Origin of the sequence: Billgrantia ethanolica (assembly GCF_021404305.1) — a bacterium.
Classification (GTDB): domain Bacteria; phylum Pseudomonadota; class Gammaproteobacteria; order Pseudomonadales; family Halomonadaceae; genus Halomonas; species Halomonas ethanolica.
Genome location: NZ_JABFTX010000003.1, coordinates 660296 through 674158, shown reverse-complemented (window position 1 = coordinate 674158; position 13863 = coordinate 660296). Strand labels below are relative to the sequence as shown.

The following is a 13863-nucleotide window of genomic DNA, read 5'->3' as shown; positions in this document are numbered from 1 at the left end:
AGGTTCGGGGTCATCAACTTAACCCATGCTATCCGGCCGATCAGATCCATTCCCGCAGGGCCTACCGCTCATCGCCCAACTCCTTTCGCAGTTCCCATAGCTCCTGGGCGACCACCTCTGTGGCATGCGCTGCCTCGGGGTCGGAGCTCGACAACCGCTCGCTCAGCGCCCGCAAAGTCTGCGCGTGATCGTCAAGCTCGCTCATGATGTGCTCAATATCGATAGTGGCCACTGCCCTCCTCCTCTATCGCTCTCGACCAGGTGAATACCGATACCACTAGCCCACCGACTGATGGCATATGAACTGACCAATGCCGGTGGGGGCTATCTACGCCTCTCCAGCATGCCCCATTCCAACCCCCCTGGGAACGCTGTTGGTCATGGTCCTAAATTAGTTAGCAGGCAATGTATTCAAGCTTGAAATTTCAAGCTTGAAATATATGGCCATTGTTTCTAGGCTGAATCAGGAAGGTGCTGGTAAGAACAGCACGTCTCCTCTTGAGGGGGGAGACGCCATGAACCATTACGAACAACAAAAAAGGCAACAATGACAATGACATCCCGCGGGATACTGCTGCCAGCAGCAGTAGGCCTAGCAGTCCTGAGCTGCTCGGTCACCCTAGCAGCGACACCTGACGACCATCGAGCCCACCTGGAGAGCGTTCCTCAGGTACCGCTCCCCCCTTGGCCGGATGCGGACGAAGCCGGCATGGGCAACACGCAGGGCAACGGCACCTGGCAGCGCTGTGCCTTCCACCTGATGCAGCCCGAGGCAAGGTCCTACGAGCTCTCGTATCCACGCACTGGAGCGATGCCACAGTCACCGTTTGCTGAGCCGGAGAGCTACCGCTTCGATCCCTCCAGCGGCATTCCTGGTACTCGCCACGGCTTTAACACCGAGTCGACCAGCGGCAATATCGGCGGCCAGGGCACCCAGCTCGACGGCCTCGGCCATTTCGCCTACCTGCCCGAGCCCTGGAGCGGTGAGGGGGAGTTCCCTGCCGAAGCGCTGCAGTACTACGGCGGCTTCACCCAGGACGAAGTCAAGCCTGGCCCGGATGCCCCGCTCGCAAGGCTCGGCCTCGAAAACCTGCCACCGATCGTCTCCTCCGCTGTGCTGCTGGATGCCGCGGCATATTTCAACCACGGCGAGCCGCTGGCCGCTGGCGACCTGATCAGCCGTAACGACATCGAGGCCATGATCGAAGCCCAGGGGCTTGCCTGGCGCGGCCTGCTGCCCGGCGACGTGCTCTACATCCACACCGGCTGGGGTGAGCACTGGGACGGCGAAGACTCTCGCTACTACACCCAGGGTCCTGGCCTGGCCTACGACACCATGGCATGGCTGGAAGAGCAGGCCATCGTGCTGGTCGCCCTGGACAACCCCTTCACCGACCCCGCCCCGGAAGGAATGTTGACGGGCGAGGCGATTCCCGACGGGGTACCGGACGGCCTGCCTTTCGCCATCCATCACCATAATCTGACGCAATCGGGTATCTATCAAATCCAAAATGCGCGGCTCGCGGAGTTGGCCGCTGACAAGGTCTGGACCTCTTGCACCATGATCCTTCCCACCCTGACTCAGGGAGCAGCACAGGCACCGGTCAGGCCCGTGGCCATCGGCACCCCTGCTAGCCGGTGAGACTCGCCCCTGCAATCAATAACCGATCACGACAAAAACAAGGGAGTTACGACATGAACGACAAGCTTCGCTGGACCACCACCATTGGCGCCGCCCTGGTCTCCCTAAGCCTGGTGACGCAAGCCGCCGCCGACACGGTGACACTGAGAACCGTCAGCTCCTTCAATCCCGGCACGGCGATACCACACACCTTCGAAATGTTCCTCGAAGAGATCGCGAACGATCCGGACGCCCCGGTTGAGATCAACTTCATCGGCGGCCCTGATGCCATGCCGCCCTTCCAGGTAGGCAATGCGGTGAGCAACGGCGTGGTCGACATGGCGTTCGTCACCTCGGCGTTCTACACCAGCTCCCTGCCGGCGGCCCATGCGCTGAACCTGACGCGCTACTCACCCGAGGAGCTCCGCGAAACGGGCCGATTCGAGCAGTTGCAGGAGATGTGGCGCGAGCAGATGAACGTCCACTACCTGGCCTATACCAACTACGGCAACCGCTACCACCTGTACCTTAACGAGCCCATCGAGAGCCCCGATCTCAACGGCCTACGCCTGCGCATCACGCCGGTGTACCGCGCCTTCGTCGAGGCCCTGGGCGGCGAAGCGGCCCAGACGCCGCCAGGCGAGGTCTATACCGCACTGGAGCGCGGCATCGTAGACGGTTACGGCTGGCCGGTTCAGGGCATCTTCGATCTCGGCTGGCAGGAGCATACGAGTTACCGCGTCGACCCTGGCTTCTATCACGTGGAAGTCGGCGTTCTGGTCAACCAGAACACCTGGGACAACCTCACCGATGAGCAGCGTGATTACCTCACCGAGAAGGCCATCTGGCTGGAAGAGCTCAATGGGCTCAACGAGGAGATCAATGCTGAGGAGGAGCGTCGTCAGGCCGAGGCCGGTATCGAAGTGATCGAGTTCGAGGGCGAGGATCGCGAGCGCTTCCTCGAAATGGCCTATGAAGTTCAATGGCAACGCCTGGCGCAGGAGCACGCCGAGAACACCGAGCGACTGAGAGAGATTCTGGACAGTGAATGACACGGCACTCGTCAATAACGAGAAAGTGGCACGCTCGCCGTTACAGAAGACATATCACTACATGATGCAAGCCTGCGGCCTTGCCGCAGGTCTCATCATCGGTGTCGTCTCAGTGGTGATCGTGCTCAACGTGATGAGCCGAAACCTGGGTTTCGGCTCGATCTACGGCACGGTGGAGGGCAGCGAATATGCCATCGCTGCCGCGACCTTTCTGGCCGCCCCTTGGGTGCTCTATCACGGCGCCCACGTGCGGGTCGACCTGTTGCAGCAGGCCCTGCCGAAAGCACCGCGCAGATGGCTCGAAATGGCCATCAACCTGCTCGGCGCCTCGATCAGCCTTTGCTTCGGCTACTTCCTGCTGTCAACCGGCTCCGACTACCTCAGTCGGGGCACTATGGTTTACAAGTCGTTCGTGTTTCCCGAGTGGTGGAACTTCGTACTGCCGAGCCTATGCTTCGGCCTGTTGACCCTCGAGTTCCTGCGCCGCCTGTGGCGCCTCATCCTGACGCGAGAGGGTTGACGGCATGGAATGGCATTCTGCTCTGCTGTTGCTGGTGGGTGGGCTCATCCTGCTCATGGCGCTGGGCCTCCCGGTGGTGTTTGCCTTTATTGCGATCAATCTCGTCGGCGCGTATGTCTTCATGGGCGGCGAGATGGGCATCATGCAGATGGCGCGCAACAGCGCCGAGGCCATCACCAGCTTTTCCCTGATTCCCATACCGCTATTCGTGCTCATGGGCGAAGTCCTGTTTCATACGGGCCTTGCCTACAAGGCGATCACCGCTATCGAGCGCCTGATCAAGGGCGTGCCCGGCCGCCTGAGCATCGTCTCGGTCCTCGGCGGCACGGCTTTCGCCACGCTCTCCGGATCGAGCATCGCCAATACGGCCATGATGGGCAGCTCCCTGCTACCCGATATGCTCAAGCGCGGCTACCACCCCTCCATTGCCATGGGCCCGATCATGGCAGTGGGCGGCATCGCCATGCTGATTCCCCCTTCGGCACTTGCCGTCACCCTCGGCAGCCTGGCCGGCATCTCCATCGGCCAACTGCTCATCGGCGGCATCATCCCGGGCATCCTGATGGGTATCTCGGTGTTGCTGTATGTGATGATCCGCTGCGCACGCAACCCTGAGCTCGCCCCGGCAGACGAGGGCAATCCCAGCCTCACTACCTGGGAGCGCTGGCAGCCGTTCTGTGTCTACGTACTGCCGCTGAGCGGTATCTTCGTGGCCGTAGTGGGCAGCCTGCTGGCCGGCTGGGCCGAGCCCACGGAATCGGCTGCATTCGGCGCCGTTGCCGCCACGGTCGCCGCGATGTGCTATCGCTGCCTGACTCGGCAAGCCCTGGTCACGGCCCTGATGGAGACGGCCAAGGTCTCGGTCATGATCCTGTTCGTGCTTGTTGCCTCGACCACCTTCTCCCAGTTGCTCTCCTTCTCGGGTGCTACGCGCGGCCTGCTACAAGTGATCACCGCCTGGGATCTGACACCGCTGATGATCGTGCTCGGCATGCTCCTTGTGCTGCTGGTGCTGGGCTGCTTCGCCGACCAGATCAGCATGATCATGATCACCCTGCCGTTCTTCATGCCGCTGGTATCGAGCCTGGGCATCGACCCGATCTGGATCGGCGTGCTGTTCCTGGTGGCCATGGAGATCAGCTTTCTAACGCCACCTTTCGGGCTGCTATTGATCGTGATGCAGGGTGTGGCGCCTCCCGGCATCCGGCTGACCCAGGTCTATCAGGCCGCGCTGCCCTTCCTGCTGCTGCAGCTACTGGTGCTGGCCCTGGTGGTCGCCGTGCCGTGGCTTGCCACCGGCCTGCCCAACCTGATGCGCTGAAACCAAACAACACCACTCACGGCAAGGGCGGCATGCCCGAGCGGCGAGGAGAACAAGATGGCTGAAAGAACGTTTGTCGAGGAGGTCAAGAAGCTGCGCCTTGGGGAGGGGGAAACCTTCCAGGGCGAAGGCATCCTCGCCGTCACCAAGGCGCTGCTGCAGTCGGGAGTCGCCTACGTTGGCGGCTATCAGGGTGCGCCGATCTCCCACCTCATGGACGTACTGGCGGATGCCCAGCCGATCCTCGAGGAACTGGGCGTCCACTTTGAGAACAACGCCAGCGAAGCGGCCGCCGCGGCCATGCTGGCCGCTTCGGTCAACTACCCGCTGCGCGGCGCCGTGGCGTGGAAATCCACCGTAGGCACCAACGTCGCGTCCGATGCCCTGGCCAACCTGGCCTCGGGCGGCGTGACCGGCGGCGCGCTGATCATCGTCGGTGAAGACTACGGCGACGGATCGAGTATCATGCAGGAGCGCACCCATGCATTCGCCATGAAGAGCCAGATCTGGCTGCTCGACCCGCGCCCCAACCTGCCCTCCATCGTCAAGGCGGTGGAGCACGGCTTCGCCCTCTCGGAGGCCAGCAACACCCCGGTGATGCTGGAACTGCGCATCCGGGCGTGCCATGTCCACGGACGCTTCCAGACCCAGGCCAACCGCTCGCCCGACTTCACCATCGATGACGCCCTGGCCAACCCGGTACGAGATACCAGCCGCATCGTCCTACCGCCGGCGAGCTTTCAGCACGAGCACGAGAAGGTCACCACACGCTGGCCGGCAGCGGTGCACTACATCAAGCAGCACGGGCTCAACGAGACCTTCCCCGGCGCGCATGACGAGATCGGCCTGATCCTGCAGGGCGGGCTCTACAATTCGGTCATTCGCGGACTCGAGCGCCTCGGCCTGGCCGACACCTTCGGCAACAGCCGAATCCCGCTGTACGTGCTCAACGTCACCTACCCGCTGGTCGACGACGAACTGGAAGCCTTCTGCGCCGACAAGCGTGCCGTGTTGATGATCGAAGAGGGTCAGCCCGACTACCTGGAACAGGCCCTGGCCAGCATCCTGCGTCGCGCCGACATCACCACGCGTATCCATGGCAAGGACGTGCTGCCCAAGGCCGGCGAATACAACGGCCAGGTGATGCTGAGAGGCCTGCGCGACTTCCTGTCCGCCGCCGCGCCGGACCTGCTGCCTGCGCCGGAGGCACAGCCTACTCTCGACATTCCGCCGCCGGCCCTACCGCCTCGCCCGCCAGGGTTCTGCACCGGCTGCCCGGAGCGGCCGATCTTTACCGCCATGAAGCTCGTCGAGCGGGAACTGGGGCCACGCCATGTCAGCTGCGACATCGGCTGCCACCTGTTCTCCATCCTGCCGCCCTTTAACATAGGCAATACCACCATGGGCTATGGCCTGGGCGCTTCGGCGGCATCGGCCTTCCATGGCTCCAAGGGGGGCCGCGCCATCAGCGTGATGGGCGACGGCGGTTTCTGGCACAACGGCCTGACCAATGGCGTCGCCAATGCCGTCTATAACGGCGATGACGACGTGCTGCTGATCGTCGACAACTACTACTCGGCGGCCACCGGCGGGCAGGACCTGCCCTCCTCGCGGGCCAAGAACCCCCTTCGCCACACCAACATTCCCATCGAGCAGGCAGTGAAGGGCGTGGGGGTCAAGTGGGTGCGGGTCGTCGATCATACCTATGACGTGCAGCGCATGAAGAACACCTTGACCGAGGCACTGACCACCCGGGAGAAGGGCCCCAAAGTGATCATCGCCCAGTCGGAGTGCATGCTGAACAAGCAGCGACGCGAAAAGCCCAAGGTGCGTCAGGCCCTCAAGGAGGGCAAGCGTACCGTGCGCCAGCGCTTTGGCGTCGACAGCGATACCTGTACCGGGGACCACGCCTGCATCCGCATTTCCGGCTGCCCGTCGCTGTCGATCCGCCCCAACCCCGACCCGCTGCGCGAGCACCCCGTGGCCCAGGTGGACAATACCTGCGTCGGCTGCGGCCTGTGCGGCGAGGCGGCCCACGCTGCCGTGCTCTGCCCCTCCTTCTATCGCGCCGATGTGATCAGCCATCCCAATCGCTGGGACCGTCTGCTGCATCGTTGGCGCCAGGGCCTCATCCAGCGCCTGCAGGCATGGCGCGAAAAGCGCCTGGCCCAGTTGCCCCCCTCCGCGCATCTCACGGGAGAACCTCATGCCTGACGTGAATATCGCCACACGACCGATCACACTGGCGATCATGGCCATGGGCGGCCAGGGCGGCGGCGTGCTCTCCGACTGGATCATCCACCTGGCCGAGAGCAATGGCTACCTGGCTCAGGCCACATCGGTGCCCGGCGTCGCCCAGCGAACCGGAGCCACCATCTATTACCTGGAGCTGTTTCCCGAAGACGAGGCCCAGCGTGCCGGCCAGGCCCCGGTACTGGCCCTGATGCCCTCGCCCGGCGACGTCGATATCGTGCTGGCCGCCGAGTTCATGGAAGCGGGCCGCGCGCTGGAGCGCGGGCTCGTCACCCCGGACCGCACCACGGTGATTGCCTCGAGCCATCGGGTCTACGGCATCACCGAGAAGAGCGCCATGGGCGACGGCATCCTCGACCCAGAACCGGTGCGTGAACAGTTACGGCAGAATGCCCTGCGTTTCATCGAGTTCGACATGGAAGCCACGGCGAGGCGACAGGGGAGCGTGATCAGCGCCGTGCTGCTCGGTGCCTTGGCCGGCAGCCAGACGCTGCCCTTCCCGCGTGAAGCGTTCGAACAAGCGATACGCGACGGCGGCATAGGCGTCACGGCCAGCCTGCGCGCTTTCGAAGAAAGCTATCGCCAGGCTCAAGGCAGAGCGCCACACGCTCAGCCAGACACCACCTCCCCCCGGCCTGGCGAGGCAGCGCCCCGACCAGAGGCATCCGAGCTCGTCGCCTTGAAGGCCGAGATCGATGCCTGCTTTCCCGAGCCGGCACGCGAGGTGATCCACCAGGGCGCACTGCGCCTGATCGACTATCAGGATGCCGCCTACGCCAGCGAGTATCTCGCTCTGCTGCAGCAGCGCCTGCCATTGCTTCAGCAAGAAGCCTGCGATCACAACCTGCTGCGAGAGCTGGCTCGCCACCTCGCCCTGTGGCTGAGCTACGAGGACACCATTCGCGTCGCCGACCTGAAGATCCGTCGCGACCGCGCGGATCGGGTGCGCAGCGAGGTCAAGGCTGATCCGGACCAGATCGTCTATACCGCCGAGTTTATGCATCCGCGGGTCGAGGAGATCTGCGATACCCTGCCGCCGGGCCTCGGGCGCTGGGTGCTGCGTACCGGCTGGGTGCGCCGTCCGCTGGCGAAGCTGACGGAGCGTGGGCGTCGCATCAGCCCGCAGAAGCTGAGAGGCTTTCTGCTGCTGATGAGCGTGGCGAGCCTGCGCCGTTGGCGGCGCAAGACTCTGCGCTACCGTGAGGAGCGTGAGCGCATCGATGCCTGGCTGTCAGCTGTCGACCGCGCGCTTGCCATCTCCCCCGAGGTCGCTACGGAGGTGATCAAGGCCCAAGGACTGATCAAGGGCTATGGCGACACCCACCTCCGCGGCCTGAAGAATTTCGACACCGTGATGCAGGCCTTTGAGCACCACGGTGACGCGTCCGACGCCGCAACACGCCTGCGCCAGTTGCGCAGTGCCTCCCTCGCCGACGAAAAGGGGGAAACCCTCAAGCAAAGGGTTGGCGAATGGCAGCCGACAAAGCCAGGGCAAAGCGAGGAGGATCCGGCGCGGATCACCATCAAGCAGCTCTAGCTGCGCCTTGAAGATTCCAGCTCCACGCATGGGTGGTATGAGTGCCTGAAATGCGCGCAGGTGCTTCAAGCTTAAATATTTCAGGCTTAAGAAAACGGAGAGCAATCATGAGAATCGCCTGCCTGGGCGGTGGCCCCGCCGGCCTCTACTTCGCCATCAGCATGAAGCGCCGCGACCCGGCACACCAGGTCGTGGTGATCGAGCGCAACCGCCCCGACGACACCTTCGGCTGGGGCGTGGTGCTCTCCGACGAGACGCTGGACAATCTGGCCGCCAACGATGCCGTGAGCGCGGCGCGCATCCGCGAACACTTCGCCTACTGGGACGACATCGCCGTGATCCATGACGGCGTCAAGACCGTCTCCACCGGTCACGGCTTCTGCGGTATCGGCCGCCGCCAGCTGCTGCTCCTGCTGCAGGAGCGCGCCCGGGAGCTCGGTATCGAGCTGCGCTTCGAGAGCGACGTGCCGGACGAGCGCATCGACGAGCTGCGCCGCGAGTTCGACCTGGTACTGGCCGCCGACGGCCTCAATTCACGTACCCGTCAGCGCTATGCCGAGCACTTCCAGCCCGACATCGACGTGCGTGCCTGCAAGTTCGTCTGGCTCGGCACCCGTCAGACCTTCAACGACGCCTTCACCTTCATCTTCGAGAAGACCGAGCACGGCTGGGTGTGGGCTCACGCCTACCAGTTCGACGCCGATACCGCGACCTTCATCGTCGAGTGCAGCGAAGCCACCTGGCGCGCCTTCGGCTTCGGCGAGATGAGCCAGCAGGCGTCGATCGCGGTATGCGAGCGCATCTTCGCCAGGCACCTCGACGGCCACGCGCTGATGAGCAATGCCAACCACATTCGCGGCTCGGCGTGGATCAACTTCCCCCGGGTGCTGTGCGCGCGTTGGAGCTTCGACAACGTGGTGCTGATGGGCGACGCCGCGGCCACCGCCCACTTCTCCATCGGTTCGGGCACCAAGCTGGCGCTGGAGAGCGCCATCGCGTTGGCCGACTACCTGCACAGCGAGCCCGACATGGCCAGCGCCTTCGCCCGCTACGAGGAGGAACGCCGCACCGAGGTGCTGCGCCTGCAGTCGGCGGCGCGCAACTCCACCGAGTGGTTCGAGCAGGTGGAGCGTTACCTGGACCTCGACCCGGTGCAGTTCAACTACTCGCTGCTGACCCGCTCCCAGCGCATCAGTCACGAGAACCTGCGCCTGCGCGACCCGGCCTGGCTCGAGAGCGCCGAGCGCTGGTTCCAGGCCCAGGCCGGCAATGAGGGCAGCGCGCGGGCGCCGATGTTCGCCCCCTACCGGCTACGCGACATGCAGCTGATCAACCGGGTAGTGGTTTCGCCCATGGCCCAGTACAAGGCAGTGGACGGTTGCCCCAGCGACTGGCACTTCGTGCACTACGCCGAGCGCGCCAAGGGCGGCGCCGGGCTGGTCTACACCGAGATGACCTGTGTCTCGCCGGAGGGCCGTATCACCCCCGGCTGCCCCGGCTTCTACGCCCCCGAACACGAGGCGGCATGGCAGCGGTTGTGCGACTTCGTCCACGCCGAGACGCCGGCCAAGCTGTGCGCCCAGATCGGCCACTCCGGACCCAAGGGCTCGACCCAGCTCGGCTGGCAGGAGATGGACGCGCCGCTGCCCGAAGGCAACTGGCCGATCATGGCGGCTTCCGCCGTGCCCTGGTCGGCGCGCAATCAGGTGCCCAGGGCCATGGATCGCGCCGACATGGAGCGGGTGCGCGACGAGTTCGTCGCCGCCGCGCAGATGGCCGAGCGTGCCGGCTTCGACATGCTCGAGGTGCATGCCGCCCACGGCTACCTGCTCTCCTCCTTCATCACGCCGCTGACCAACCGCCGCGACGACGACTACGGCGGCTCGCTCGAGAACCGCATGCGCTATCCGCTGGAGGTGATCCGCGCAGTGCGCCAGGTGTGGCCCGCGCACAAGCCGCTCTCGGTGCGCATCTCGGCCAACGACTGGGTCGGCGACGAGGGCGTCACCCCCGATGAGGCGGTCGAGATCGCCCGCCTGCTCCAAGCCGCCGAGGTGGATATCGTCGACGTCTCCGCCGGGCAGACCTCGACCCGAGCGCGGCCGGTTTACGGACGCATGTTCCAGACACCCTTCTCGGATCGCATCCGCAACGAGACCGGCATGGCGACCATGGCGGTAGGCAACATCTACCAGGCCGACCACGTCAACTCGATCCTGATGGCCGGTCGCGCCGACCTGGTGTGTCTGGCTCGCCCCCACCTGGCCGACCCCTACTGGACGCTGCATGCCGCCGCCGGCATCCAGGATGGCGAATGCGAGTGGCCGGCCCCCTATCGGGCCGGGCGCGATCAGCTACAGCGCCTGGCCGAGCGCGGCGAGGGATGGACATGAGTAACAATCACTATTTCACAACTCAACGCAAAGTACGCTTCGAACACTGCGACCCGGCAGGCATCGTTTTCTATCCACGCTATTTCGAGATGATCAACGCCGTCGTTGAGGACTGGTTCAGCGAGGCATTGAATTGCAGCTTTGCCGAGCTGATCTCGTCGGGACGAGGCGTGCCGACGGTATCGCTGCAGACCCAGTTCCACGCACCCAGTCGTCTGGGGGAGATCCTCTGTTTCAGCCTGGTCCCCCAGGCGCTCGGCCGAACCAGCCTGACGTTGGAAATCATTGCCACCCATCAAGACCAGCGCCGCCTGACGGCGCAGGTAACGCTGGTGCTCATCGACCTGCGAACCGGACGCCCGCTGCCCTGGCCCGACCCAATCCGTCAATTCATTTCACCCGACGAAACCTGAAGGAAAATAACCATGAACACCGCGCCCGCTCATCAGCTCCTCCACCCCGCCAACTGGAAACCCGCTGTGGGCTACGCCAATGGCGTCATCGCCTCGGGCCGCACCCTGTATGTGGGCGGCCAGATAGGCTGGAACGGCGACCAGATATTTGAAAGCGACGACTTCGTCGACCAGATCCACCAGGCACTGACCAACATCGTCGAGGTGCTGCAGGAGGCCGGTGCCGGACCGCAGCACCTCGTCCGACTGACCTGGTACGTGATCGACAAGCGGGAGTACCTGGCGCGCCTGAAGGAGGTTGGCTCCGCCTACCGGGAAGTCCTGGGCAAGCACTTCCCGGCCATGACCATGGTCCAAGTCGCCGACCTGATCGAGGATCGCGCCAAGGTGGAAATCGAGGCAACGGCAGTGGTGCCGGGCGAGTGACACTACTCCGAAACTGCCAAGCGAAGTCCCAGGGTGAGCGCGAGACGCCCACCCCTACCCGCTAAGTGAGAATGCTGCAGTCAGTACTTCCTTCCTCGACCTTGAAGCGCTGCACCAGCCTAGCCAGCTCGCGTGCTTGATCACTCAAGGAGTGGCTGGCAGCGGTGGCCTCTTCCACTAGCGCGGCGTTCTGCTGGGTGACCTCATCGAGCTGGCTGACTGCCATGTTGATCTGCTCGATGCCCGACGATTGCTCGGTAGATGCCGTGGCAATCTCGCTGATAAAGCTCGAGACCCGCTTCACCCCCTCGACGATGGTTCCCAATTGATCGCTCGCCGTGCGCACAAGGCGCTCCCCCTCATCGACACTCGCTACGCTGGAGTCGACCAGCTGGCGAATCTTGCTGGCCTCGGCCGCGCAGCGCCCCGCCAGCTGCCGAACCTCGGTGGCGACCACGGCGAAGCCGCGACCATGTTCACCGGCCCTGGCCGCCTCGACCGAAGCATTCAGAGCCAGCAGATTGGTCTGGAAGGCGATGCCGTCGATGGCCTCCACGATGCTTTCGACCCGCCGATTGGCCTCCTTGATGGCGCCCATGGAGTGAGCTGCCTGCTGCCCCACCCCGCTTGCATCGCGAGCCTGCTCGTCAAGCTCGAGGGTCAGCTCACGCGCCTGGGTCGATGATTCCGCCGTCTGTCTGACGGTAGCCGTCATCTGTTCCAGGCTCGAAGCCGTCTCCACCAAAGACGAGGACTGCTCCTCGGTACGACTGGCCAGGTCCTCGTTGCCCTGGGCGATCTCGTTGCTGGCCACGCTGACCGACTCAGCGGTGCGTTTGATATCGCCCATCATGGCTTGCAGATTTCGCTGCATCTCGTGCATGTGGGCCAGCAGGCTGGTGGTGTCTCCCGCCTTGACCGGTACACGCATGGTCAGGTCGCCTTGCACCACGCGGCGCACCACCTCGGCAGCGCGCTCGGGGTCTCCGCCCAGGGTCGTCACCACCGAACGCACCACGCCAAGACTCACCAGCAAGGCAACGGAGACGATGACCGCAGTGATGCCCACCAGGATCCAGAACAGACGTGAGACCTCAGCCAAGGCCTCGCGCTCGGGCACCTCCACCACCAATCCCCAGTTCAATAGTGGCAGGTAGGTGAAGCTGCCGATCACCGCGGTACCGCCAACGTCGGCATAGCGGCCGACGCCGCTCTCGCCGGCACCAATGGCTAACGACGCACGGGTATCAAGTACACGGCTCTCACCAGCCAGTGCCGCCACCGGCGTCACCGGCATGCCGTCGGCCCCCAGCAGATAGGTATCCGAGCTTCCGCCCAGCGACATCTCGGCCATACGCTCGAACAACACGTCGAGACGCACTGCGGCACGCACGACACCCACTACCTCTCCGCTTTCGGCAAACACCGGCGCCACTACGTTGCTCACCTGGTTGCCGGTAGCACGGGAGACCAACGGCTGGGAGAACACCGGCCGGCCCTGGATTGCCTCCCGGAACCAGGCGCGATCCGCCACCTGGAACTCGGCAGCCTCGGTGGAAGACATGATGGTTGCACTGCCATCGAAGCTCACCCCGGCCACCCCCATGCCGTCGGGGCCCACGAAGAAGATCGTATCGTAGTAGCCGTTCTGCTCGGCGAGGCGCGTCAGCAGGTGCTGCAGCGGCTCGATCTCGACCTGGCGCACCGAGTCGAGCCCGGCTACAAAGGCGATCTCGTCCTGGCGGGCATCGAGCCACTGGGTAAAGGTGCCAGCCATCATCTCGCCGGTTCCCTGCAGGCGATCAACCGTCGCCTGGGTAAACGACTGACGGTACTGGACATAGACCAACCCCGCCACCAGCATCACCGAGATCAGCACCAGCGAGACGATCATCAGCGTCAGGCGGCGGCTGAAGCCTAGCCGCTCACGCTTAGGCTGAGAAGGAGAAAGCGTCACATCCTGCGGATCATCCGCATCGAGCGACCCCTGGGTCCTGCTATAGACAATCGAGTTCATCGTACCACCCCTGCTCAAGGTGCCGCGGCGAAAGGCAATGCCAAGCGGCGAAGCGTTTTCATTGTTCTCGGCACGAGAGACGTGCCTCATGATCGTATCGGCACAAATTCGAGGAGTTTGAGGGTAAGAGATGTGAAGCTTGATAAATGTCAAATTTTCATTGCTTCCACCTTGCTCCGTCCCAGCTCGCTGTCCAGTCAAGTTCACCCCGCCGGGCAGATGACCCGCGAGCAACTCGGCCTCGCCCTGTCAACGTATTCAACATCAAGGGAAACGCATAGATGAATGGGCGCCTGGAAAGCGCCACTAG

General features: G+C 64.0%; 11 protein-coding genes. 9 read left to right on the top strand and 2 right to left on the bottom strand.

The genetic code is table 11. The features are described 5' to 3' along the window. Positions 1-61: 61 nt before the first annotated feature. Positions 62-232, bottom strand: a complete 171-nt coding sequence (locus HOP53_RS16370) for a hypothetical protein (RefSeq protein WP_234271010.1) — start codon at positions 230-232, stop codon at positions 62-64. A 477-nt stretch (positions 233-709) separates the two neighbouring features. Here HOP53_RS16370 and HOP53_RS16365 point away from each other — a divergent pair, with 477 nt between their 5' ends. The 9 genes from HOP53_RS16365 (at position 710) to HOP53_RS16325 (ending at position 11536) form a co-directional block, all read left to right on the top strand. Beyond that, entirely contained in the window at positions 710-1642 is a 933-nt protein-coding gene (locus HOP53_RS16365; RefSeq protein ID WP_234271009.1) for a cyclase family protein, read from the top strand. Positions 1643-1695: 53 nt separating this feature from the next. Beyond that, entirely contained in the window at positions 1696-2673 is a 978-nt protein-coding gene (gene dctP / locus HOP53_RS16360) for a TRAP transporter substrate-binding protein DctP (RefSeq protein ID WP_234271008.1), read from the top strand. Between the two features lie 61 nt (positions 2674-2734). Continuing rightward, the gene (locus HOP53_RS16355) at positions 2735-3193 is read left to right on the top strand and encodes a TRAP transporter small permease (RefSeq protein ID WP_086510894.1); all 459 of its coding nucleotides are present in this window, start codon (positions 2735-2737) and stop codon (positions 3191-3193) included. 4 nt (positions 3194-3197) lie between these two features. Further along, positions 3198-4514: a TRAP transporter large permease gene (locus tag HOP53_RS16350; RefSeq protein ID WP_086510893.1), complete on the top strand. Its 1317-nt coding sequence runs from the start codon at positions 3198-3200 to the stop codon at positions 4512-4514. Between the two features lie 57 nt (positions 4515-4571). Continuing rightward, a complete protein-coding gene (locus tag HOP53_RS16345) occupies positions 4572-6728 on the top strand; it encodes a thiamine pyrophosphate-dependent enzyme (RefSeq protein ID WP_234271007.1) in 2157 nt (718 codons plus the stop codon). Next, the gene (locus HOP53_RS16340; RefSeq protein WP_234271006.1) at positions 6721-8304 is read left to right on the top strand and encodes an indolepyruvate oxidoreductase subunit beta family protein; all 1584 of its coding nucleotides are present in this window, start codon (positions 6721-6723) and stop codon (positions 8302-8304) included. The genes HOP53_RS16345 and HOP53_RS16340 overlap by 8 nt, the downstream gene beginning before the upstream one ends. Before the next feature lie 107 nt (positions 8305-8411). After that, positions 8412-10697, top strand: coding sequence for a bifunctional salicylyl-CoA 5-hydroxylase/oxidoreductase (locus HOP53_RS16335; protein ID WP_234271005.1), 2286 nt, complete (start codon positions 8412-8414; stop codon positions 10695-10697). After that, on the top strand, positions 10694-11110 hold the full coding sequence (locus tag HOP53_RS16330; protein WP_234271004.1) for an acyl-CoA thioesterase: 417 nt from the start codon (positions 10694-10696) through the stop codon (positions 11108-11110). The genes HOP53_RS16335 and HOP53_RS16330 overlap by 4 nt, the downstream gene beginning before the upstream one ends. A gap of 12 nt (positions 11111-11122) precedes the next feature. Then, the gene (locus HOP53_RS16325; protein WP_234271003.1) at positions 11123-11536 is read left to right on the top strand and encodes a RidA family protein; all 414 of its coding nucleotides are present in this window, start codon (positions 11123-11125) and stop codon (positions 11534-11536) included. A 61-nt stretch (positions 11537-11597) separates the two neighbouring features. Here HOP53_RS16325 and HOP53_RS16320 read toward each other — a convergent pair whose 3' ends face one another. Continuing rightward, a complete protein-coding gene (locus HOP53_RS16320) occupies positions 11598-13553 on the bottom strand; it encodes a methyl-accepting chemotaxis protein (RefSeq protein ID WP_234271002.1) in 1956 nt (651 codons plus the stop codon). Between the last annotated feature and the right edge of the window lie 310 nt (positions 13554-13863).